Annotated in this window: 25 protein-coding genes; 12 read left to right on the top strand and 13 right to left on the bottom strand. The window is 73.6% G+C overall.

Translation table 11 applies throughout. The features are described 5' to 3' along the window. The first annotated feature begins 63 nt into the window (after nucleotides 1-63). A complete protein-coding gene (locus LEL83_RS00860; protein WP_225557372.1) occupies nucleotides 64-741 on the top strand; it encodes a bifunctional 4-hydroxy-2-oxoglutarate aldolase/2-dehydro-3-deoxy-phosphogluconate aldolase in 678 nt (225 codons plus the stop codon). Continuing rightward, on the top strand, nucleotides 738-2336 hold the full coding sequence (locus LEL83_RS00855; RefSeq protein WP_225557371.1) for an N-acyl-D-amino-acid deacylase family protein: 1599 nt from the start codon (nucleotides 738-740) through the stop codon (nucleotides 2334-2336). The genes LEL83_RS00860 and LEL83_RS00855 overlap by 4 nt, the downstream gene beginning before the upstream one ends. A gap of 15 nt (nucleotides 2337-2351) precedes the next feature. Here LEL83_RS00855 and LEL83_RS00850 read toward each other — a convergent pair whose 3' ends face one another. Further along, the gene (locus LEL83_RS00850; protein ID WP_225557370.1) at nucleotides 2352-2738 is read right to left on the bottom strand and encodes a RidA family protein; all 387 of its coding nucleotides are present in this window, start codon (nucleotides 2736-2738) and stop codon (nucleotides 2352-2354) included. Between the two features lie 320 nt (nucleotides 2739-3058). Between LEL83_RS00850 and LEL83_RS00845 the strand changes: the two genes are divergently transcribed. Beyond that, nucleotides 3059-4309: a putative hexosyltransferase gene (locus LEL83_RS00845; protein WP_225557369.1), complete on the top strand. Its 1251-nt coding sequence runs from the start codon at nucleotides 3059-3061 to the stop codon at nucleotides 4307-4309. A gap of 90 nt (nucleotides 4310-4399) precedes the next feature. Here the strand turns inward: LEL83_RS00845 and LEL83_RS00840 are convergent, their stop codons facing one another. From LEL83_RS00840 to LEL83_RS00830, 3 genes are all read right to left on the bottom strand, one after another. Next, nucleotides 4400-4891: a pyridoxamine 5'-phosphate oxidase family protein gene (locus tag LEL83_RS00840; protein WP_225557367.1), complete on the bottom strand. Its 492-nt coding sequence runs from the start codon at nucleotides 4889-4891 to the stop codon at nucleotides 4400-4402. 358 nt (nucleotides 4892-5249) lie between these two features. After that, nucleotides 5250-5879, bottom strand: a complete 630-nt coding sequence (locus LEL83_RS00835) for a hypothetical protein (RefSeq protein ID WP_198656455.1) — start codon at nucleotides 5877-5879, stop codon at nucleotides 5250-5252. A gap of 82 nt (nucleotides 5880-5961) precedes the next feature. Beyond that, nucleotides 5962-7071 carry an LLM class flavin-dependent oxidoreductase gene (locus tag LEL83_RS00830; RefSeq protein ID WP_198656456.1) on the bottom strand — a complete coding sequence of 370 codons (1110 nt, stop codon included), beginning with the start codon at nucleotides 7069-7071 and terminating at the stop codon, nucleotides 5962-5964. A 131-nt stretch (nucleotides 7072-7202) separates the two neighbouring features. Between LEL83_RS00830 and LEL83_RS00825 the strand changes: the two genes are divergently transcribed. Next, nucleotides 7203-8111: an SDR family oxidoreductase gene (locus LEL83_RS00825; protein ID WP_225557366.1), complete on the top strand. Its 909-nt coding sequence runs from the start codon at nucleotides 7203-7205 to the stop codon at nucleotides 8109-8111. A gap of 71 nt (nucleotides 8112-8182) precedes the next feature. Here the strand turns inward: LEL83_RS00825 and LEL83_RS00820 are convergent, their stop codons facing one another. Beyond that, on the bottom strand, nucleotides 8183-8974 hold the full coding sequence (locus LEL83_RS00820; RefSeq protein WP_225557365.1) for an NRDE family protein: 792 nt from the start codon (nucleotides 8972-8974) through the stop codon (nucleotides 8183-8185). Nucleotides 8975-9038: 64 nt separating this feature from the next. Between LEL83_RS00820 and LEL83_RS00815 the strand changes: the two genes are divergently transcribed. The 7 genes from LEL83_RS00815 (at nucleotide 9039) to LEL83_RS00785 (ending at nucleotide 14571) form a co-directional block, all read left to right on the top strand. Then, nucleotides 9039-10307 (top strand): bifunctional phosphopantothenoylcysteine decarboxylase/phosphopantothenate synthase, encoded by a 1269-nt coding sequence (locus tag LEL83_RS00815; RefSeq protein ID WP_225557384.1) that lies wholly within the window; start codon nucleotides 9039-9041, stop codon nucleotides 10305-10307. A gap of 59 nt (nucleotides 10308-10366) precedes the next feature. Then, the gene (locus tag LEL83_RS00810) at nucleotides 10367-10765 is read left to right on the top strand and encodes a DoxX family protein (protein ID WP_225557364.1); all 399 of its coding nucleotides are present in this window, start codon (nucleotides 10367-10369) and stop codon (nucleotides 10763-10765) included. After that, nucleotides 10762-11553 carry a YqjF family protein gene (locus tag LEL83_RS00805; RefSeq protein WP_225557363.1) on the top strand — a complete coding sequence of 264 codons (792 nt, stop codon included), beginning with the start codon at nucleotides 10762-10764 and terminating at the stop codon, nucleotides 11551-11553. Before LEL83_RS00810 ends, LEL83_RS00805 begins: the two co-directional genes overlap by 4 nt. Then, the gene (locus tag LEL83_RS00800) at nucleotides 11550-12002 is read left to right on the top strand and encodes a DUF1810 domain-containing protein (RefSeq protein WP_225557361.1); all 453 of its coding nucleotides are present in this window, start codon (nucleotides 11550-11552) and stop codon (nucleotides 12000-12002) included. Before LEL83_RS00805 ends, LEL83_RS00800 begins: the two co-directional genes overlap by 4 nt. A 130-nt stretch (nucleotides 12003-12132) precedes the next feature. Next, nucleotides 12133-12783: a GntR family transcriptional regulator gene (locus LEL83_RS00795; RefSeq protein WP_198656462.1), complete on the top strand. Its 651-nt coding sequence runs from the start codon at nucleotides 12133-12135 to the stop codon at nucleotides 12781-12783. A 175-nt stretch (nucleotides 12784-12958) separates the two neighbouring features. Further along, a complete protein-coding gene (locus LEL83_RS00790; protein ID WP_225557360.1) occupies nucleotides 12959-13414 on the top strand; it encodes a MarR family winged helix-turn-helix transcriptional regulator in 456 nt (151 codons plus the stop codon). 284 nt (nucleotides 13415-13698) lie between these two features. Next, nucleotides 13699-14571 (top strand): aggregation-promoting factor C-terminal-like domain-containing protein, encoded by an 873-nt coding sequence (locus LEL83_RS00785; RefSeq protein WP_225557358.1) that lies wholly within the window; start codon nucleotides 13699-13701, stop codon nucleotides 14569-14571. A gap of 87 nt (nucleotides 14572-14658) precedes the next feature. Here the strand turns inward: LEL83_RS00785 and LEL83_RS00780 are convergent, their stop codons facing one another. The 5 genes from LEL83_RS00780 to LEL83_RS00760 form a co-directional block, all read right to left on the bottom strand. Beyond that, a complete protein-coding gene (locus LEL83_RS00780) occupies nucleotides 14659-14973 on the bottom strand; it encodes a hypothetical protein (RefSeq protein WP_225557356.1) in 315 nt (104 codons plus the stop codon). Next, nucleotides 14970-15689 (bottom strand): Asp23/Gls24 family envelope stress response protein, encoded by a 720-nt coding sequence (locus tag LEL83_RS00775; protein ID WP_225557355.1) that lies wholly within the window; start codon nucleotides 15687-15689, stop codon nucleotides 14970-14972. Before LEL83_RS00775 ends, LEL83_RS00780 begins: the two co-directional genes overlap by 4 nt. Further along, a complete protein-coding gene (locus LEL83_RS00770; protein WP_225557354.1) occupies nucleotides 15686-16240 on the bottom strand; it encodes an RNA polymerase sigma factor in 555 nt (184 codons plus the stop codon). Before LEL83_RS00770 ends, LEL83_RS00775 begins: the two co-directional genes overlap by 4 nt. Nucleotides 16241-16249: 9 nt before the next feature. Continuing rightward, the gene (locus LEL83_RS00765; protein WP_198656468.1) at nucleotides 16250-16399 is read right to left on the bottom strand and encodes a hypothetical protein; all 150 of its coding nucleotides are present in this window, start codon (nucleotides 16397-16399) and stop codon (nucleotides 16250-16252) included. 69 nt (nucleotides 16400-16468) lie between these two features. Beyond that, complete coding sequence (locus tag LEL83_RS00760) at nucleotides 16469-16837, bottom strand: MmcQ/YjbR family DNA-binding protein (RefSeq protein ID WP_225557353.1); 369 nt, start codon at nucleotides 16835-16837, stop codon at nucleotides 16469-16471. 139 nt (nucleotides 16838-16976) lie between these two features. On the opposite strand from LEL83_RS00760, the gene LEL83_RS00755 reads away from it, so the two are divergent. Next, nucleotides 16977-17276, top strand: a complete 300-nt coding sequence (locus LEL83_RS00755) for an excalibur calcium-binding domain-containing protein (RefSeq protein WP_225557352.1) — start codon at nucleotides 16977-16979, stop codon at nucleotides 17274-17276. Nucleotides 17277-17691: 415 nt separating this feature from the next. On the opposite strand, the gene epsC is transcribed toward LEL83_RS00755, so the two are convergent. From epsC to LEL83_RS00740, 3 genes are all read right to left on the bottom strand, one after another. Next, nucleotides 17692-18276, bottom strand: coding sequence for a serine O-acetyltransferase EpsC (gene epsC, locus LEL83_RS00750; protein WP_225557351.1), 585 nt, complete (start codon nucleotides 18274-18276; stop codon nucleotides 17692-17694). Next, nucleotides 18273-19211, bottom strand: a complete 939-nt coding sequence (cysK, locus tag LEL83_RS00745; protein WP_225557350.1) for a cysteine synthase A — start codon at nucleotides 19209-19211, stop codon at nucleotides 18273-18275. Before cysK ends, epsC begins: the two co-directional genes overlap by 4 nt. A gap of 142 nt (nucleotides 19212-19353) precedes the next feature. Then, nucleotides 19354-20370, bottom strand: coding sequence for a PDDEXK nuclease domain-containing protein (locus tag LEL83_RS00740; RefSeq protein ID WP_225557349.1), 1017 nt, complete (start codon nucleotides 20368-20370; stop codon nucleotides 19354-19356). Nucleotides 20371-20448 lie beyond the last annotated feature (78 nt).

Below are 20448 nucleotides of genomic sequence, written 5' to 3'. Positions count from 1 at the left end.
CCACCGCACCACCCACACGCCGTCCGGGCATCCGCCCGTCGTCCCACGAGAGGGAGCGTCCCGATGACCGACCGCACCACGACCAGCGACAGCACCGGGGTCCCCGGGCCGCGGGACGACACCCGCCACCGCCACCAGGCCGGCCCGGCCGTCGCGATCCTGCGCGGCGGGACGGGCGCGCACGTGCACGACGTCGTCGACACCCTGGTCGGGTGCGGGGTGACCGCCATCGAGATCACGACGAACACCCCCGGTTGGCGCGACGGCATCGAGCGCGCGGTCAGCCGGCACGGCAGCGCGGTCTCGGTCGGGGTGGGCACGGTGCTGGACGTCCGGCAGATCGACGAGGCCGCCGCCGCCGGGGCGAGCTTCGCGGTGAGCCCCCACCTGGACCCCGACCTCGCGGAGCGCGCCCACGAACGCGGCCTCGGGTGGTACCCGGGCGCCGCGACACCGACCGAGATCGTCCGCGCCTGGCGCCTCGGGGCCCGCGCCGTCAAGCTCTTCCCGGCGGCACAGCTCGGTGGCCCGGCGTTCCTGCGGCAGGTGCTCGCCCCGCTCGACTTCGTGGACGTCGTCCCCACCGGTGGGATCGGTGTCGACGACGCCGCCGACTACCTGGCAGCCGGCGCCGTCGCGGTGGGACTCGGCTCGCCGTTGATCGGCGACGCGCTGTCCAGCGGCGACCTCGACGCCCTCCGCAGCCGCGCGGAACGCCTCACCGCGGCGCTCCGCCGATGACCACCGCCGTCCTGCTGCACGGCGGCGCGGTGCTCGGCCCCGACGACGAGCGGGTCCGGGCGGACGTGCTCGTCGTCGACGGCGTGGTGCGAGCGGCCGGCACCGGACTCGACGTCCCCGTCGGGGCACAGCGGGTGCGGTGCGACGGTCGGTTCGTCATGCCCGGGTTCGTCGACGCACACTCGCACGCCGGGTCGTCGGTGTCCGACCCTGCGGTGCAGCTCGCGCTCCTGCGCCAGGGCGTCACGACCGTCGTCACCGGGCAGGACGGCGTCGGACCGGCACCGGGCGACGGCAGCTACGCCGACCGGTACTTCGCCGCGATCGACGGCCCGCACCCGACGTACCGGGGCGGTGGCATCGGCGCGCTGCTCGACGGGTACGACGGCACGACACCGATCAACGTCGCGACCCTCGTGCCGGCCGGCACGGTCCGGCACGAGGTCATGGGCGACGACCCGGCACCGGCGAGCGCCGACCAGATCGACGCCATGCGCGGCCTCGTGCGCGACGGACTCGCCGCCGGGGCGGTCGGCCTCTCGACCGGGCTCGACTACGTCCCGGGGCTGTTCGCCGACACCGACGAGATCGCCGCCCTCTGCGCCGAGGTGGCTGCCGTCGACGCCGTCGCCGTCTCGCACATGCGGGGCGGGTACGAGGGGAACGCCCGCGCCGGCCTCGACGAACTGGCCGAGGTCGCTCGGCGAACGGGCGTCCGGACCCACGTCTCCCACCTGCACGCGCCCGTCGACCTCGCCGTGGCGGCACTCGCCGACCTGGCAGCGGACGGTGCGCCGATGACGTTCGACGCCTACCCGTACTCGCGGGGGTGCACGATCCTGTCGATGCTGCTCCTGCCGGCGGCCCTCGCCCGTCCCGGCACCGACGACCTCGCACGAGCGCTCGCCGGCGCCGGCGGCCGTGACCGGGTCCGGGCCGAGGTGCTCGCCCGCGTGACGTCCCGCGCGGACCTCGGGGCCGACTGGGCCGAGCAGGTCACGCTCTCGCACGTGCCCGCGGCCGCCTTCCACACCCTGCAGGGCCGGACCCTCGCGGACGCCGGCGCCGCGACCGGACGCGCCCCCGTCGACCTGGCCCTGGACGTGCTCGTCGCCGCGCAGTCGCAGGTCACCGCGGTGATGCGCGTGCCGCGTCCCCGCACGGCCGACGAGCTCGCGCCGCTGTTCCGGCTGCCGGCGCACACGGCCGGGTCGGACGGCATCTTCGTCGGGACGCACCCGCACCCGCGGGCGTACGGCACCTTCGCGCGGTACCTCGAGCAGTACGCCGTGACCGGCCGGTCCACGTGGGCGCAGGCACAGCGGCACCTGTCGACGTCGGCGGTCGAGCACCTGCGGCTCGGTCGTCGGGGCTCGGTCGCGGTCGGCGCGGTGGCCGACCTCGTGGTGGTCGACCCGGGTCGGGTCCGGGCGAACGCGACGTACGAGCACCCGATGCAGCTCGCCGACGGCATCGACGACGTGCTGGTCGCCGGTGTCCCGGTCCTGGCGGACGGGGCCCTGACGCACGTGACCCCCGGCGCCGGGATCCGTCGCGACCGAGGTCACGTCGGATCGGGCACCGGGGGTCGGTGAGCCTGCGGCCGCCGGTCACTCCGTCCCGGGCAGCACCGCCACGACGTCGATCTCGACCAGGATGCCCGCCAGGTGCGACTGCACCGTCGTGCGGACCGGGTACGGCTGCGTGAAGTGCTTCGCGTACTCCTCGTTGAACGCCGCGAAGTCACGGTCGGAGTGCTCGAGGTGCACGGTGGCCTTGACGACGTCGTCGAACGTGGCCCCGTGCTCGGCGAGCACCGCGGCCACGTTCGCCAGCACCTGCGCCGTCTGCCCGGCGACGTCGTCGGCCATGGCCCCGGTCGCCGGGTCCTGCGGGCCGAAGCCGGCGGTGTAGATGAACCCGTTGGCCACGATGCCCTGGCTGTAGGGCCCGGCGGGCTTGGGGGCGTTGTCGGTCACGATGGCGGTCTTCGGCACGGTGGCTCCTCGCGGTGTCGGTGGGTGGGCCTCCAGGCTAGGCGGCACGCACCGGGTGGACCCGGGCACCTGCCCAAGGCGTTGTGGTCTGCACAACGCACGCCGCGCCTCCAGACCGTGCCCGAACCGTTGCCGTCCGCAGGACGTACGCCGCGCCTCCAGACCGTGCCCGAACCGTCGCGGTCTGCACAACGCACGCCGCGCCTCCACGCCGTCCGCCGCGTCACGCGGTCGGTGGCCGACCGGGCGGGTTCCCAAGCCGGGGACGACTACCCTGGGCGGGTGTCGACCCGCCTGCCCGAGCGCCGAGGAGCCCACACGTGAGCCGGCTCGACGACGCCGGCGTGGTCGTCGGCGCCGGCACCGCCTCGGCTCGCCGACGGGCGATCGACCTCGCCACCTCGCTGCCCGCGTGGGCCGCGGTCCTGCTCGTCTGGGCCGGCGGACGGGTGTTGTCGACGTTCTGGCTCCTCATCGCGTTCCCGCTCGCCGCCCGTGCGATGCCCGAGAACGGGGTCTGGGGCGACGACCACGGCTTCGGGGCGTTCCTGGTGGCGTGGGACGGGCAGTACTACGAGCAGATCTCGTTGCACGGGTACCCGGACACGCTCCCCCTCGACGCCGCGGGCAACGTCGCGCAGAACGCGTGGGCCTTCCTGCCCGCGTTCCCCTTCGCCATCCGGCTGCTGACCATCTCGACCGGGCTGCCGTTCGAGGTCGGCGCGCCGATCGTCGCCACGGTCGCCGGCCTGGTGGCGACCGCCCTGCTGTACCGCCTGGTGCGCGACCGGACGGGGCACGCGGCGGCGATGTGGGCGGTCTTCTTCTTCGCGTGCGGTCCGCTGTCGTTCCTGCTGCAGGTCGGGTACGCCGAGAGCACCTTCCTCGCGCTGACGTTCGGTGCGCTGCTCGCCCTGGAGCGACGGCGGTACGGACTCGTCACCGTGCTCGGGGTCGTCGCCGCGTTCACCCGTCCCGGTGCGTTGGCGATCCCCCTCGTGCTCGGCGTCGTCGCACTCGTCCGCTGGATCCGTGCCCGGCGTGCTGACGGTCGGGTGCTCGAGACGTTCCCGCTGCGGGAACAGGTCCGGGTCGTGGCCGCCGGTCTGACGATGGTCGCCGCCGGGCTCGCCTGGCCGGTGATCGCCTCGCACGTGACCGGGACGCCGGACGCCTACCTGGAGACCGAGATGTCCTGGTGGGTGAACTTCATCGGTCGGGTGGAGTTCGTGCCGATGACCCCGTGGTTCCTGATCGCCGTGCGCTGGCTCGGGGTGGGCGGCGTCCTCATCGTGGTGTTCCTGCTCGTGGCCTACCCGGTCTGGCTGCTGCGCCGGTCGACGCTGCGGCTCGGGTCCACCACGGTGCTGTACTCGGCGGCCTACGCGCTGTACATCTTCGCGGTGTCGCTCCCGATGGCGTCGACCCCGCGGCTGCTCATGCCGCTGGCACCCCTGTTCGGCTCGCCCGAGCTGGTGGCGAAGCCGTGGATGCGCCGGACCTTCGTGACGGCGGCGCTCGCCGGGCAGCCGGTGCTCGTGGCGGTGCTGTGGTTGCTCGGCCCGCCGTAGGGCGACGGGCGCGGGACGCGTGCAGACGCGGGACGACGGAGCCGGTGTCGTGCGACACCGGCTCCGTCGTTCCGCGTCAGCGGCTGGCGGTCAGAGCTCGACCGTGCCGTGGTCGCCGGTGTCCGGCTGGCTCTGCTTGCCGATCGCGGCCTTGAACATCTGCACCAGGCTGCCGACCGGTCCGGTGTCCTGGGTCCAGTACTCGACCGACACCCCCTCGACCGTCAGGAGTCGGATCGACGGGTCCTGACGTCCCTCCGGGAACCAGGCCTCGGCGAACGGGGACCACAGTTCGTCGACCACGGAGTCGTCCCGGGTCACGGTGGCCGTGCCGGCGATCGACAGGTACCCGCCCTGCGACTCGATGGCGACGTTGACGTGCGGGTTCCGCGCGATGTCCTCGACCTTCTCGCTGCCGTCCTGCACCAGGAACCGCAGGGTCCCGTGGAAGGTCTTGTCCTGCACGGCGAGGGGTCTGGCGTGCAGGTTGCCGTCCTCGCTCACGGTGGTGAGCAGTGCCGTGCGGGCGCCGTGGACGATGTCCGAGATGGCGGCGCGCTGGTCGGTCTGGGTGTCGGTCATGGTGCTCCTTTGCGTCATGCGCCCCGCTCCGCCGACGTGCGACCGTCGGTGCACGGGGCCGTACCGTTCCGACCAGTCTGCCCCTCGAGCGCTGGACGCGTCAGCCCGGCGTGGCGAGCGGGTCGGTCTGGAGGCCCGGCGCACGTCCGCCGGTCGGCTCCCGCCCGGCGCGCGCCGGCTCCCGAGCCCGCACGCTGCCGATGCGTGTGCACCGGGCGACGATCCACGCGTCGATCGCCGGGTGGATCGTCGATGCATGCACCCGCACCGGATGCAGGTGCACGGAGCGACGGGACACGAGACGTTCGACGCGTCGATCGTCGGGACATGCGCGCGCACGCACCCGGCGCGACCGGGGTCAGGCGGGCTCGCGGATCGTGGTCTCGACGTCGACGACCTGCGGGATCCGGGGCATCGAGGCGAAGCCGAACGCCACGGGTGGGTCGAGCGGCGCGAGTTCCCCGAGCGGCTCCCCCGCCCAGCTGCCGCGCACACCGGTGACGTCGTGCGCCCCGGTCACGCCGTAGTACTCGCGGCGGCCGTTGCCCGCCGAGCCCGCGGTGCCGGAACCGGGCGCGACCAGACGCGCGACGGGGTCGATCGCGGCGAGCCAGCGCGGGTCCCGCGCGACGGGCTTCGGCACGATGCGCAGGATCCGGCCGAGCGGCGAGATGCCGCCGACGTCGATCGACGCCTCCAGTGCCCCGGCCGACAGTTCGAGGCCGCTGGCGGTCCGGCGGGCACGGACGTCGACGACCGAGACGGTGTCGAAGCGGTAGGTGCCGGAGACGTACGCGGCGACGATCTCGTCGGGGGCGAGCAGCACACTCGTGCCGTCGGGCAGCTCGAGGAACACGTCCGTGAACGCGCCGAACGGCGACTGCTCCCACATGCCGACGACGATCCGCACGCCCGAGGTCGTGCCGACGCCCATGATCCGGCCGCGGAACCGACGCTCGACGTGGGAGGTGCTGGGACGTGAGGGCATGCCGTGGACCGTACCCGGCGCCGCCGTGAGGCGATCACGGCGGGCCGGTGCGGGCCTCCCGGCTGGCGCGCCCGCCGCGCGGCTAGGCGACGGGGACGGGCTGCGCCAGCAGCTCGCGCACCCGCGGCGCGACCTGCGTGCCGTAGAGCTCGATCGAGCGCATCATGTCGGCGTGCGGCAGACGCCCCGTGGCGTACCGCATGTCGAAGCGCGAGGCGCCGAGGATCCGCATGTTGCGCGCGATCTTGCGGGCGACCGTCTCCGGAGACCCGACGTAGAGCGACCCGCCGGCCGACAGGCTCGCGCGGTAGCCGGCGACGTCGAGGGGCGGCCAGCCGCGCTCCCGGCCGAGCTGGTCGGTGACGGCCTTGTGGTACGGCCAGTAGCGCTCGGCGGCCTCTTCGTCGGTGGCGGCCACGAAGCCCGGCGAGTGCATCGCGATGGGCTGCTGCGGCAGCTCGAGCTGTGCCAGTGCCTGGCGGTACAGGCGCGAGAACGGGGCGAACTGCGCGGGCTGCCCGCCGATGATGGCGAGGAACAGCGGCAGGCCGTACGACGCCGCACGGATGACCGACTGCGGGGATCCGCCGACGCCGATCCAGGTGGGGATGGCGCCGTGCTCGAGCTTCGGGAAGACGTCCTGGTCGACCAGGCTCGCGCGCTTCGTGCCGGACCACGTGACGGCGTCGCCGCCGCGCAGGGCTGCCCAGAGCTGGAGCTTCTCCTCGAACAGGACCTCGTAGTCGCTCAGCTCGTAGCCGAACAGGGGGAACGACTCGGTGAACGAGCCACGACCCAGGATGACCTCGGCGCGGCCGTTCGACAGGGCGTCGACGGTGGCGAACCGCTCGTACACGCGGACCGGGTCGTCGGAGGACAGCACGGTGACCGCCGATCCCATGCGGATCTTCGAGGTCGACGCGGCGATCGCGGCGAGGACGACCTCGGGCGCGCTCACCACGAAGTCGGCGCGGTGGTGCTCCCCGACGCCGATGAAGTCGACGCCCACCTGGTCGGCGAGGACGGCCTGGTCGACGACGTCGCGGATGCTCTGCGCGTCGGACTGCAGGCTGCCGTCGGCGCGCTCGGTGACGTCGCCGAAGGTGTCGAGCCCGAGCTGCAGGGGGCCGACCCGGTCGGGTGCGGGCGGCGGCACGTCCGAGGGGCGGTCGGTACCGAATGCGTTGCTCATGGTCTCCTCCTGGTCGCACTTCCATGCGTTTGCATCAAACTACCACGGACGCGGTTGCGGCGCACGCACCAGCGGCCGCACCCCGCAGCCCACGCGGCTGCGGCGCACGTGGCGCGTGTACGGTCACCGACATGCCGATCCTCCCCGACCAGACCGGACGCCGCATCGTCGTGACCGGCGCCAACAGCGGCACCGGCCGAGAAGCCGCACTGCGCCTGGCGACCGCCGGCGCGAGCGTCGTGCTCGCGGTGCGCGACACCGGGAAGGGCGACGCCGCTGCGGCCGACATCCGCGCGGCCCACCCCGACGCCGACCTCGAGGTCCGTGAACTCGACCTCGCCGACCTCGCGAGCGTGCGGCGCTTCGCCGCCGGCGTCGTCGACGAGGACCGCCCGATCGACGTCCTGGTGAACAACGCCGGCGTGATGGCCCCGCCGCGCCGCATCGAGACCGTCGACGGCTTCGAGCTGCAGCTCGCGACGAACTTCCTCGGGCCGTTCGCGCTGACGAACCTGCTGCTGCCCGCACTGCTCCGCGCCGAGGCCCCGCGGGTCACGACGATGTCGAGCCTGGCGGCGATGGGCGGCAGCATCCGGTTCCGCGACCTGCAGTGGGAGCGAGGTTACAACGGCTGGCGTGCCTACGGGCAGTCGAAGCTCGCCGACCTGCTCCTCGCGCTGCACCTGCACCGCCTGACCGTCGAGGCCGACGTCCCCCTGCTCAGCACCGCCGCGCACCCCGGCATCACCCGCACGAACCTCATGGCGAACGGCCGGTCGCTCGGACGGTCCGGGTCGGGTCGGTCCGGTGACCGACAGATGCCCTTCGCGCAGAGCGTGGAGCAGGGCACCGAGCCGCTGCTCTACGCCGCCGTCGGACCGAACGCGGTGGGCGGCGCCTACTACGGTCCGTCCGGCGCGTTCGGCATGTCCGGCCCCGCCACCACCGTGTCGATCCCCGGCTCGGCCCGCAGCGCCGACCTCGCCCGCTCCCTGTGGGCGGTCGCCGAGGACCTCACCGGGACGCGCGCGCCGTTCTGACCCCTCGCGCCGCCGGGACGGTGCGGTCGCGCGGACGGGAGGCCCGGCCCGGCTCCGCCCCGCGGCCCCCGTCAGGCCCGGTGCAGCTCCACCGACCCGTCGAGCCGACCGGGGTCGGCCAGCCGGGCGTGCTGCAGCACGGTGCGGTCGGGAGCGATCGCCGCGGCGACGATCGACAGGGTCGTCATGTGCCCCTCGGCCTCGTGCACGTCGCGCAGGATGGCGTCGGGGTGGTCCGTGGGCAGCGCGGCCGAGTCCGCCAGCACCCCGAACCAGCCGCTCCAGCCGTCCCCCGCGTCGGTGCCGGCGTCGGCGGCCCGCAGCTCGTCGAACGGACCGAGCTCGGGCGGGCCGACGGGCGCGTCGACCGCGCGGAAGGCACCGAGCCACCGGCCGATCCGCGGAGCCGCCGGGTCGTCGGCCTCGCCGTGCGTGACCATGTGGACGCCGGGTCCGAGCTCGGTGGTGCGCACCCGTTCGCCGTCCCAGGTCAGGACCGATGCGCCCTCGGCCGTCGCGCGCACGAGGTTGAACGCCCGGGTGGTCGGCAGCACGCCGTCGTCACCCGGCAGGTGGTCGTCGGCGAGGGCGTCGACCGGCAGCACGCCCCGGGTCGTCCACGTGCCGTCGTCGCTCGGCACCGCCTCCGACCGGTTGAGCACCACCGCCAGGCCGGCCCGGTCGGACGCCGCGAGCCACGCGCCGCCCGCGGAACGGTCACGGACACCGCGCACACTCGGGTCGCGGTCCGGCCACCAGGCCGCCGGCGGGTCCCAGGGACGCTCGGGCGACTCGTCCCGCAGGGCGAGCACGGTGACGGGCCACGCGGCCCCGGGGTCGACGCGGACGACGACGGTGCACATGCCCTCGATCCTCGCACGTGGTCCCGGTAGCGTGAGCCGGGTGAACGCACCAGCTGAGCGCGCCCTGACCGTCATCGTGGGGATCACCGGGGGCATCGCCGCCTACAAGGCCGTCGGGGTCGTCCGCGACCTCGTCAAGCGCGGCCACGACGTGCACGTCGTCCCGACCGAGGGCGCCCTGCGCTTCGTCGGCCTGCCGACGCTCGAGGCCCTCAGCCGCAACCCGGTCACCACGAGCGTCTGGGACGACGTCGCCGAGGTCCGGCACGTCGCACTCGGCCGCCGCGCCGACCTCGTCGTCATCGCCCCGGCCACCGCCGACTCGCTGGCGCGGATGGCGGGCGGCCTGGCGAGCGACCTGCTCGGCACGACGCTGCTCGCCACCGAGGCCCCCGTCGTCGTCGCGCCGGCGATGCACCCGCAGATGTGGGAGCACCCGGCCACCCGGGCGAACGTCGCCACCCTGCGCGAGCGCGGCGTGCACCTGGTCGGGCCGGTCGTCGGTGCGCTCACGGGCGACGACGCCGGCATCGGTCGGATGGCGGAGCCGGAGGACATCGTCGCCGCGGCACTCGCGGTGCTCGACCACCCGACCGACGGGGGCCGACGCGCCGGGGTCGACCCGGGCCTCCAGGCCGGCACCGGTGCCCGCGGCGAGCAGGGCGACCTGGCGGGCGTCCGCGTCGTCGTCAGCGCCGGCGGCACGCGGGAACCCGTCGACCCGGTGCGCTTCGTCGGCAACCGGTCGAGCGGACGGCAGGGCCTGGCGATCGCGGCCGACGCCGTCCGTCGCGGCGCAGCCGTGACCCTCGTGGCGGCGAACATCGACACCGCGACCACCGACGCGCTGGACGCCACCGTCGTGCCGGTGGGATCCGCGCTCGAGCTCGCCGAGGCCGTGCACCGCGCGGCGGAGCAGGCCGACGTGGTGGTGATGACGGCCGCCGTGGCGGACTACCGGCCGGCCGAGGTGCACGCCGAGAAGCTCAAGAAGGACGCGCAGGGCGAGCACATGACGCTCGAGCTCGTGCGGAACCCGGACGTCCTGGCCGAGCTGGTCGCGGCGCGGCGGACGGGACAGATCATCGTCGGGTTCGCCGCCGAGACCGAGCCGGACCGCGCCGCCCGGATCGAGCTCGGCCGCGCCAAGATCGCCCGCAAGCCGGCCGACCTGCTCGTCGTGAACCACGTCGGCTGGTCGGCGGGGTTCGAGCGCGAGGAGAACGCGATCGAGGTCCTCGTGCCCGGTGGCGAGGTGGTGCGGGAGACCTCCGGCACCAAGGCCGAGGTGGCGACGGCGGTCCTCGACCTGGTGGCGACCGCCCTCACCTGAGCCCGCCGCACCCGCGGCACCTCCGGCCGCTCCCGAGCAGGGGCGAGCACGATGGGGCCATGCGACGACGTGAGCGGACCCGACGTGCCGACCGCACGGCCACCATCCTCGCGGTGATCCTCGGCGGGGCCGGCATCACCCACTTCCTGCGCCCGCGCGGCTACGACCGGATCGTCCCCGACGCCCTGCCGCCGCGGCTGACGACACTGGCCTCGGGCGTCGCCGAGCTCGCGATCGCCGCCGGTCTGGTGGTCCCGGCCGCGCGACGGACCTCGGGGTGGGCGGCCGCTGCACTGTTCGCGGCGGTGTTCCCGGCCAACCTCAAGATGGCGAGCGACCTGCTCGACCACCCCCGGTCGAGCCGGACGATGCGGATCGTCTCGGTGCTCCGGCTCCCCCTGCAGGCGCCCCTCGTGCTGTGGGCCGTGCGCGTCGCCCGTCACGCCTCGAAGCCGTGAACCAGCCGTCGTGGACCCGTGCGGCGGTGCCGTTGCTGCACCGGCCGGTCACGCAGCACGCCTGGGAGGACATCGTCTTCGCGCACTGGCGGTCCGACCCGGCGGCGCTGCAGCGGCTCGTCCCGCGCGGGACGCGGCCGGACGTGGTCGACGGCAGTGCGTGGGTCGGCCTGTCCGCCTACGTGTTCCGCGAGACCCGGGTGCCGCCGTTCCCGTCCGCCGGCCGGCTCGGCACGATGAGCGAGGTGACGATCGAGGTCCTGACGGTGGACGACGACGGCCGTCGCGGAGTGACCTACCGCACCGTGGACACGGCGAACGTCCCCGCCATCGTCGCGGCGCACGCGCTGCTCGGCGTGCCGTACACGTTCTCGCACGCCCGGTCCGGCCGCCGCGGTGACACCGTGGCGCACCGGTCCGTCCGGCACCCGGCCCGCGCACTGCACCCGGTCCGGTGGGCACGCTCCCTGCGCCCGGGCCGGACGACCGGGACGGCACGACCCCGGCACGCGGCGACCGTCCGGGTGACCGCGGGCGAGATCGTCGACACCCCGCTGGCCGCCGAACTCACCACGCGCGCGGGCATCCACGCCCGGTACCTGACGCAGACGCTGTTCTGGCAGCGCCAGCACCCGCCGCTGACCACGCGGGCCGGTCGCCTGGACCGGCTCGAGGGCGACCTGCCCGACGCGGTCGGGATGCCCGGCCTGTTCGACCGCGAGCCGGACTCGCTGCTCGTGGTCGACGGCACCACGGTGCGGTACGGCTGGGGCGGGGTGGTCCGGTGACCGACCCGTTCGACCTGGAGCGCTTCGTCCGGGCGCAGGACGGGGTGCACGAGGTCGCACTCGACGAGCTCCGCCGCGGCCGCAAGACGTCGCACTGGATGTGGTTCGTGTTCCCCCAGCTCGCCGGACTCGGGCGGAGCGCGACCGCCGAGCGGTACGGGATCTCGGGTGCCGACGAGGCACGGGCGTACCTGGCGCACCCCGTGCTCGGCACGCGGTTGCGGACGGCCGCCGAGGTCGTCGCGGCGGCGCCTGGACGGTCGGCGGACGCGGTGCTCGGCGGCACCGACGCGGTGAAGCTGCGGTCGTCGGCGACCCTGTTCGCCGCGGTCGCCGACGACCCGCGCCCGTTCTCCGCGGTGCTCGACCGCTGGTACGGCGGCGCCGTCGACCCGGCGACGACGCGACTGCTCGGCGGGTCGACCCAGGCGGCGGACGACGACCGCTGAACCGTGGCCGGACCGGGCGCCGGAGCGAGCGCGGGGTCGAGGGCACGGCGGGCCCCGAGCCGAGCGCAAGACCGGTCCCATATCAGGTACGGTGAGGCGGGCAGCCCGCCCCGTCCCCGAAGGAGAACGCATGCCGGTCCCCCGCAGCGCCCCGACCGAGCACCAGCTGCTCCGCGACACCGTGCGGCACAAGATCCACGCGGCGATCATGGACGGCACGCTGCTGCCCGGCGAGCGGCTGAACGACGACGAGCTCATCTCGTGGCTCGGCGTCTCGCGCACCCCCATCCGCGAGGCCCTGAGCCAGCTGTCCCGGGCCGGCCTGATCGAGATGGCACCGAACCGGTACACCCGCGTCACCACGCCGGACCCGGCCGAGGTCGTCGAGGCGATGCAGACGCTCGGCGTGCTGTTCGGCGGCGTCGTCCGCCTGGCGGTCCCCCGTCTCGGCGCAGCGGCCCGGAAGAAGATCCTGGCGCAGCTCGACACCACCATCGCCGAGCTCGAGGCGCACGACGTCCCGGCCGTCAACCACGACGCCCTCGACGTCTTCGCGCTCTACGTCGCCGAGTGCGGCAACGAGAACCTGCAGCGCGTGTGCCGCGACACGATGGACGGCCTGGCCTTCCGGCTGCGCCTGCCGAACCTCGACGAGCTGGTCGACTGGGACCGGATGACCGAGGACTTCCGCCGCCTGCGCGCGGCGACCGAGTCGGGCGACAACGTGGCGGCCGAGCTGGCGACCGAGGCGATCCACCAGCTGCCGGGCGAGAAGCGCTGAACGTTCCTGTACCGCCGTACAGGAACAGGCGCTTCGAGGGCGTCGGACGCCGCGGAGCCCGGTGCGCGGCGACCGGCCGGACCCGGCGCACCACGACCGCGACGCTCCCAGACTGGGGCGCTCGGGAGCCGATAGCATCGCGAGCGACCACCCGAACCCCCACCCGGAGCCACACATGAGCACCCGCCCGACGGACCGCACCGAGGTCGCCGCACGCCTGGCCGCCGCGGTCGGACGGATCAACCGTCGGGCACGCACCGACTCGGCGTCGCTCGGCTACGGGATCGTGTCGGCCCTCGCGTCGATCCAGCGCCACGGTCCCCTGCGCCCCGGCGACCTGTCGCGGATCGAGGTCGTCACGAAGCCGACCATGACCCGCATCCTGACCGAGCTCGAGCAGCGCGGGTTCATCGAGCGCGAGGCCGACCCGCGCGACGGCCGGGCGTTCATGGTCTCGGCCACGCCGGAGGGCATCGCGGCGGTCGAACGCGCCGGCGCGAACCGCACCGGCATCGTCGCCGAGCTGATCGGCGAACTCGACGACGACGACGTCGAGGCCATCGCGAGTGCGCTCGGCGCCCTCGAGCGCGTCGCGCAGGGTGAGCACGCCCAGGAACCTCACACCTTCTGACGCCTCTCCGGCCGTTACCGAACCGTTACCGAGCAGGTGGACGGACCGTTCTGCCAGTGTTCCTGGACGGGCCGCCCAGGCTGCCCGGTCATGGTGTCCGCTCCGCCTGACGGCGACCACCCCACGGTCGCCCGGCGGACGGACGGGCCCCACCCCACCGTCCGGTCCCCACCGGCCCGCGGCCTCCCCCGATGACGACGTCACCGACGCCCGTCACGCCCGCACGATCGACCACCCGACGTGTCCCGGAGCGCCACCCGCGAGCCGCCGACCCACCGGAACCGATGCGACACACCCCCGAGCTCCCCAGCACCACCGCCTCGACCCGACGTCAGGCGCTGAACACCCCGTCCCGGCGCCTGCGCCGTGCGCTGCGGCACCGGGCGACCCTGGTCGCCGGCGGCGTGGCCGTCCTCGCCGTCGCCGGCGGTGCGCTGACCGTCGGCACCCAGCCCGCCATCGGCGAGGCCCTCGGCGTCCCGTCCGGCACCGCGAGCGCGTCGTCGACCCCGCAGCCGGCGCTGCACGGCACCGCACTCGACCGCGCGCAGGCCGCCGCGACGATCACCACGGCGAAGACCGTCATGCAGACCGCGAACGACAAGGTCGACACCTCGGCGCTCGAGCGCCGCGTCGACGCCCTGCGGGACTACCCGGAGCTGTCCGGTGCCGCCCTGACCACGCGGATCTCGACGACGGTCGCCTCCACGACGCACGTCGCCCAGGCGAGCGCCACCCAGGACAAGCGGGACGTCGATGCGAAGGCCGCGGCGGCAGCGAAGGCCGCCGCCGACGAGCGCGCAGCAGCCGAGGCCGCCGATGCCGCGCGCAAGCTCGCCGCGGGCAACACCGTGGCCGGCGCGAAGGCGACGGCGACCTCGATGGCGTCCGCCGAGTACGGCTGGGGGGCCGACCAGTTCCAGTGCCTCGACAACCTGTGGACCAAAGAGTCCGGGTGGGACTACCAGGCCGTCAACGCGAACGGCGGCGCGACCGGCATCCCGCAGGCGCTCCCCGGCTCGAAGATGGCGACCGCCGGCTCGGACTGGCGCACGAACGCGACCACCCAGATCACCTGGGGCCTGCAGTACATCAGCGCCGCGTACGGCACCCCGTGCGCCGCGTGGGCGCACTCGCAGGCGAACAACTTCTACTGATCCCCGCGGTCGCGACCGCGACCGGTGACGGACGGGAGGCCCGTGGCGGATCCGCCACGGGCCTCCCGTCCGTCGGTGTGGTCCGGTTCACCCCACCCGCGCGACGCGCACGTCGACGCGGCTGAGGGACAGGCCGAGGGCCGTCGCGGTCGCGAGGGCGGCGTCGTGCACGGCGCGGGCGACCTCGGGGGCCGGGCGGACGCCGTCGGTGCCGATCACCACGCGCAGGACGCCGTCGTCGTCAACGACGGCGCGGAGGAGCGGGCCGGCGTTCGTCGCGATGCTGCGGACGGCCTGCACGGCGCTCGCGACCGTCGGCCGGGCGCGGTACAGGTCGGTGACGCCCGGGACCTCGGTGACGGCGGCCTCGATCGCGGCGAGGGTCTCGTCGGTGGTGCTCATCGGGCCTCCTCCTGATCGCTGCCGTGGGTCGTCTCGTGCTCGTGCTCGGTCTGGTGCTCGTGCTCGGCCTGGTGCTCCGGCAGCAGGTCGCGCACGACCACGTCGATCGCCTCGACGAGCAGGTCGGTCTGCTCCGCCAGGGTGCCGGCGACCGCGGTCCGCACGAGCTCGGCGGTCGCGGGGATCGACGGGCCGGTGGCAATCGCGATCTCGACGACCACCCGGACCGGCGAGGCCAGCTCGGTGACGTCGCCGTCCAGGTGGCACCGGGCCACGAGCACACCGGGCACACCGTCGCCGGTGCGCCGGATGAGCGAACGGATGGCGCCCTCGGTCATCACGGGGTGCTCGGTCTCCGACAGCGGCCGGAGCGGCACGTCACGACCGGAGCGGGACTCGATCGAGATGTTCGCCAGGACGTTGCCGATCCACGACTCGTCGGCCGGGGCCTCGTCGCGAGCCGCCGCCTCGAGCGATCGGAGCGAGGCGTGCCGGACCCGGATGATCGCCGCGAGGGCGTTCTGACAGGCCGGCGAGTCGTCGATGCTCGGGTCGGCCGGCTGCATGCCGGCGTCGAGGTAGTCGGCGAGCTCGTCGATCGAGTGGCCGTCCAGGTCGCCGGGCTCGAGCGCGTCGAGTGCCTCGGGGCTGTCGGGCAGGTCCGTCGTGTCGGGGGCGTCGGGGCCGTCCGGTCGGATGCCGTCGTGGTCGCTCATCGCCATCCCTCCATGAGTCGGATCATGTTCTTCCTCGCTCGGGACAGCAGGCCCCGGACCGTCGACGGTGGCAGGTCGAGTTCGGCGGCGATCTCGTCGTACCGGTACTCGAGCACCTCCTTCATGATCCAGCACCGTCGCTGCGCTTCCGGGAGTTCGGCCAGCGCCCGCTCGGCGGCCTCTTCGCGGGAGCGCGCCTCGGCGACCCGCTCTGGGGCGTCGTCCGCCGGCGCGGCGACCTCGAGCTCCGTGACGTCGTCGTGGACGCGGCGGGCACGGATGCGGTCGAGGCACTTGCGGCTGAGGATGCGCATCAACCAGGACTTCACACGCGCCGGGTCGTCGAGGCCGTCCAGCCGGTCCCAGGCGGTGATGAACGTCTCCTGCACCACGTCGTCGAGCTCGTCGGTCGAACCGAGTGTGCGACGGGCGTAGGCGCGGAGCAGCGGGGTGTGGCGGCGGATCAGGACCTCGAAGGCCCGGACGTCGCCGTCGGACGACCGGCCGGCGAGGACCGCGTCGTCGAGCTCGGCGAGGGACTGCTGGTGCACGCGTTCCTTCTACTGGTGACGGGTGGTGATCGGCTGGGTGCGACCGGCGGCCGGGACCACGCGCAGCGGACCGACGGGCCGTGCGGCGAGGGACCGGACACGGGTCTGCGCCAGCGGGTGGGAGCGCGTGCTCCTGGTGACGGGGTCGGTGCGTGCCATGCGGTCTCCTCGGTCGGGTGGTCCGGTACCGATGAGACGGAGGCAGCGGCCCGTTCGTCACACGCGCGTTCAGGGTTCCCTGTCGATCGGCCGCTTCGCCACGGGCAGCCCGGCGACCACCAGGTCGTACGCGTTGGCGACGAGGTCCTCGACCAGGGTCTCGTCGATCCCGTCGCCCGGCGACAGCGTGATCCAGTGCCGCTTGTTCATGTGCCACCCGGGCGTGATCTCGGCGTGGTCGCGCACCAGGGCCGCTCCGTGCGGCGGCGCGCACTTGAGGTTGACGATCGGGACGCCGCGGACCTCGGTGACCATCACGAACATCTTGCCGACGACCTTGTACACGATCGCACCCTCGCCGAAGGGCTGGGTCTCGACGGCCGCGGGCAGCCCCGCCGCCGTGCGGATCGCGACTTCGTGCAGCTGCTCGCCGTCCATGCGGACAGCCTGCCGCACGCCGCAGACACCCACCCGTTCGGGGGCGGGTCGTGAGGACCGATCACGTCGTAGGATTCCCACGCCGCGCACCCGACGCGGCGGTCGCCCCGGCGATCACCACCAGTTCCAGGGGGAACCCGTGCGCATCATCCGAACCCTCGGCATCGCCGCCGCCACCGCTGTCCTCGCGACCTCCGTCGTCGTCGGCGGCGCCACGACCGCCCAGGCGGCACCGAAGTCGTACGCCAACTGCTCCGCCGTCCACAAGGTCTACTCGGGCGGCATCGCCAAGAAGTCCGTCAAGAAGAACAAGGTCGTCTCCGGCGGCAAGGCCACCTACCGCGCGCTCAAGGGCACGGTGAAGAAGGACGACGCGCTGTACAAGGCGAACACGAAGCTCGACCGCGACAAGGACGGCATCGCCTGCGAGAAGAGCTGACCCGCTCTCCACCGCACATGACGCCGTCGTGTGCGTGAGACGCCGTCGTCGTCGTGCGACCGAGACGACGTCGTGCGCTCGAGACGCCGTCCTGCGCTCGAGACGCCGTCGTTGTCTTCCCGGCAGGCCGTCATCGTGCGCTCAAGACGCTGTCGTCCTCGCGAAGCGCCGTCATGCGCTCGAGACGCCGTCAGAACCGTCGGCGTCTCGAGCATTCGGCGGCGTCGATCCGAGACACCGGCGTCATCTCGACGCGACGGACGGCCGAGACACCGGCGTCATCTCGAAGCGACGAACGACCACGAGGCCGGCGTCATCTCGACACGACGTTCGTCGCAATAAGACGACGGCGTCGCGCTGACACGACGGCGTGACGCTGCCACGACGGCGTCTCCAGCAGCGTCTCCCGGACCACTCAGAGCGACGGGACGCCCTCGTGCCCCGTCCGCGGCCGTGCGGTACCAGCCACCCCGGTGACCACCGACCCTGCCGGCACGTCCTTCGTCACGACGGTGTTCGCTCCGACGACTGAGTCCGACCCCACGGTGATCGCCCCGATGAGCGAGGACCCGGCACCGAGCACCACGCGGTCCCCCACCACGGGGTGCCGTCGTGTTCCCGGACCGTGCTGCAACCCGCGACCGCCGAGCGTCACGCCGTGGAACACGAGCACGTCGTCGCCGACCACTGCGGTCTCGCCGATCACGACCCCCATCCCGTGGTCGATGAAACAGCGGCGACCGATGCGTGCCCCGGGGTGGATCTCGATCCCCGTCACCGCCCGGGCGACCTGCCCCAGCAGCCGCGCGACGAAGCGTGATCCGGGCAGCCCCTCGGCGATCCACAACCGGTGCGTGAGCCGGTGCGTCCAGACGGCGTGCAGGCCCGGGTACAGGAGCGCGTTCTCCAGGTCGCCCCGGGCAGCGGGGTCGCCGCGGCGTGCTGCGGCCAGGTCCTCGCGGACCGTCCGCAGCACACCCCGGCGCCCGGTTCGACTCACGCAGTGAGCCCCTCGAAGAGCACCGTCGACAGGTAGCGCTCCCCGGTGTCGCACACGATGGCGACGATCCGCTTGCCGGCGTTCTCGGGGCGGGCCGCGATCTCGAGCGCAGCGTGGATGATCGCGCCGGACGAGATGCCGGACAGGATCCCCTCCTCCGTCGCCAGGGCGCGGGCCACGCGGAGCGCGTCATCGAGCTCGACGTCGAACACCTCGTCGATGACGCTGCGGTCGAGCACCTCGGGCACGAAGTTCGCGCCGATGCCCTGGATCTTGTGCGGCCCGGCCTTGCCCTCCGTGAGCAGGGGCGAGTCCTTCGGCTCGACCGCGACGATCTGCACGCCGGGCACCCGCTCCTTCAGCACCTGGCCGACACCCGTGATCGTGCCGCCGGTGCCGACGCCCGCGACGAACACGTCGACGTGCTCCTCGGTGTCGCGGAGGATCTCCTCCGCCGTCGTCTTCCGGTGGATCGCGGCGTTCGCTGCCGTCTCGAACTGGTGGGCGAGGATCGCGCCCGGCGTCTCGGCGACGATCGACTCGGCCTTCGCCACCGCACCCTTCATGCCCTCCGGCCCGGGGGTCAGGACGATCTCGGCACCGTAGGCGCGGATGACCGCACGGCGCTCGACGCTCATCGTCTCGGGCATCGTGATGACGACGCGGTAGCCGCGGGCGGCACCGACCAGGGCGAGCGCGATGCCGGTGTTGCCCGACGAGCCCTCGACGATGGTGCCACCGGCCTGCAGTTCGCCGGACTCCTCGGCCGCGTCGATGATCGCGCCGCCCAGACGGTCCTTGACGCTCGCGCCGGGGTTGTAGAACTCGAGCTTGGCGAGGACCTCTGCACCGCCGGCCTTCGGCAGGCGGTTCAGCTTGACGAGGGGGGTGTTGCCGAACGCCTGGGAGATGTTCTCGTAGATGGTGCCGCTCATCCGGTCCGTCCTCTGCGGGTCAGTCGCGCATCGCTCTTCCTGGAGGCGCGGTGTGCGCCCGATCCTAGCGACCGGACCCAGCGTGGTCCTGTCCGTGACGGGCGCTCCGCGCCGGACGCGGGTCGCGCCTCCAGGCCGGGTCTCACGCGCGTCCGCGCAGCGCACGCTGCAGCTGCGCCTCGGTCGGCAGCGCCTGCCGGATCTCGGGTGGAAGGAGGTCGTACGACGCGACGCCGACCGGCGCGTTCGAGGCGCCGAGCGAGTACCGGACCACCGCGTCGTTCTTGCCGGCGACGAGCAGGAGCCCGACGGTCTCGGCGTGCCGCGCTCGGCGCAGTCGTGCGTCCACGAGGGCGACGTAGAAGGAGAGCTGACCCACGTGATCGGGGCGGAACTCCCCCCTCTTGAGCTCGACGACCACGTAGCGCAGTTGCTCCACGTGGAAGAAGAGCAGGTCCACGAAGAAGTCGCTCCCGTCGACGTCGAAGTGCACCTGGCGGCCGACGAAGGCGAACCCCGAGCCGAGCTCGCGGAGGGTGTCCGCGATGCGGTCCACCATCGCGGACTCGATGGTGCGCTCGTCGCGGTCGCCGTCCACGGCCAGGAAGTCGAGGACGTACGGGTCGCGGGTGATCTGCTGCGCGAGGTCCTCTCCGTCCGCGTCGAGCAAACGGCTGAAGTTGGTGGGTGCAGCACCCGCGCGCTCCCACAGCCGACTGCGGATGTTGTGACGCAGGACGTTCCGCGGCCAGCCGCCCTGCACCGCTGCGCGGACGTACCAGATCCGCGCCGACTGGTCGGGGAGCCCGAGGAGCACGGTGACGTGCCCCCACGGCAATCGGTCAACAGACTGTTGACCGATTGCCGCTTCGTCAGGCCACGTCGCCGCGAACTGCCGCATGTACTTCAGGTTGGTCGCCGAGAGCCCCTTCATCGAGGGGAACTCGGTGCGCAAGTCCGCAGCCAGCTGGTTGAGCACCCCGCTCCCCCAACGTCCGGCCCTCGACCGCTCGAGCAACACCGAACCGATGGACCAGTACAGGTGGACGAGGTGAGCGTTCGCCGCGAGCTGCACCCGCCCTCTCGTCGCCGTCACGCGGTCTCGGATCGACCGGAGGGTCTCGGCGTACTCGTCCGGCAGTGCGGCGTCATCGGTCATCCGCCGATGGTGGACGGGCGCCAGGCTGGCTGTCCACGAATCGGTATGGACGACGGATGCGAGGCATTCGCCCTGTCC

The organism is Curtobacterium oceanosedimentum (genome assembly GCF_020297365.1).
Classification (GTDB): Bacteria; Actinomycetota; Actinomycetes; order Actinomycetales; family Microbacteriaceae; genus Curtobacterium.
Note: the sequence above shows the minus strand (reverse complement) of the source record. Positions and strands in the feature narration are given on the sequence as shown.

What these genes read in the sequence shown, in the direction of transcription:
- LEL83_RS00860 (WP_225557372.1), top strand. Translation starts at nt 64, where the DNA reads ATGACCGACCGCACCACGACCAGCGACAGCACCGGGGTCCCCGGGCCG.
- LEL83_RS00855 (WP_225557371.1), top strand. Translation starts at nt 738, where the DNA reads ATGACCACCGCCGTCCTGCTGCACGGCGGCGCGGTGCTCGGCCCCGAC.
- LEL83_RS00840 (WP_225557367.1), bottom strand. Translation starts at nt 4,891, where the DNA reads ATGACCGACACCCAGACCGACCAGCGCGCCGCCATCTCGGACATCGTC.
- LEL83_RS00835 (WP_198656455.1), bottom strand. Translation starts at nt 5,879, where the DNA reads ATGCCCTCACGTCCCAGCACCTCCCACGTCGAGCGTCGGTTCCGCGGC.
- LEL83_RS00830 (WP_198656456.1), bottom strand. Translation starts at nt 7,071, where the DNA reads ATGAGCAACGCATTCGGTACCGACCGCCCCTCGGACGTGCCGCCGCCC.
- LEL83_RS00825 (WP_225557366.1), top strand. Translation starts at nt 7,203, where the DNA reads ATGCCGATCCTCCCCGACCAGACCGGACGCCGCATCGTCGTGACCGGC.
- LEL83_RS00820 (WP_225557365.1), bottom strand. Translation starts at nt 8,974, where the DNA reads ATGTGCACCGTCGTCGTCCGCGTCGACCCCGGGGCCGCGTGGCCCGTC.
- LEL83_RS00810 (WP_225557364.1), top strand. Translation starts at nt 10,367, where the DNA reads ATGCGACGACGTGAGCGGACCCGACGTGCCGACCGCACGGCCACCATC.
- LEL83_RS00795 (WP_198656462.1), top strand. Translation starts at nt 12,133, where the DNA reads ATGCCGGTCCCCCGCAGCGCCCCGACCGAGCACCAGCTGCTCCGCGAC.
- LEL83_RS00790 (WP_225557360.1), top strand. Translation starts at nt 12,959, where the DNA reads ATGAGCACCCGCCCGACGGACCGCACCGAGGTCGCCGCACGCCTGGCC.
- LEL83_RS00785 (WP_225557358.1), top strand. Translation starts at nt 13,699, where the DNA reads ATGCGACACACCCCCGAGCTCCCCAGCACCACCGCCTCGACCCGACGT.
- LEL83_RS00780 (WP_225557356.1), bottom strand. Translation starts at nt 14,973, where the DNA reads ATGAGCACCACCGACGAGACCCTCGCCGCGATCGAGGCCGCCGTCACC.
- LEL83_RS00775 (WP_225557355.1), bottom strand. Translation starts at nt 15,689, where the DNA reads ATGAGCGACCACGACGGCATCCGACCGGACGGCCCCGACGCCCCCGAC.
- LEL83_RS00765 (WP_198656468.1), bottom strand. Translation starts at nt 16,399, where the DNA reads ATGGCACGCACCGACCCCGTCACCAGGAGCACGCGCTCCCACCCGCTG.
- LEL83_RS00760 (WP_225557353.1), bottom strand. Translation starts at nt 16,837, where the DNA reads ATGGACGGCGAGCAGCTGCACGAAGTCGCGATCCGCACGGCGGCGGGG.
- cysK (WP_225557350.1), bottom strand. Translation starts at nt 19,211, where the DNA reads ATGAGCGGCACCATCTACGAGAACATCTCCCAGGCGTTCGGCAACACC.
- LEL83_RS00740 (WP_225557349.1), bottom strand. Translation starts at nt 20,370, where the DNA reads ATGACCGATGACGCCGCACTGCCGGACGAGTACGCCGAGACCCTCCGG.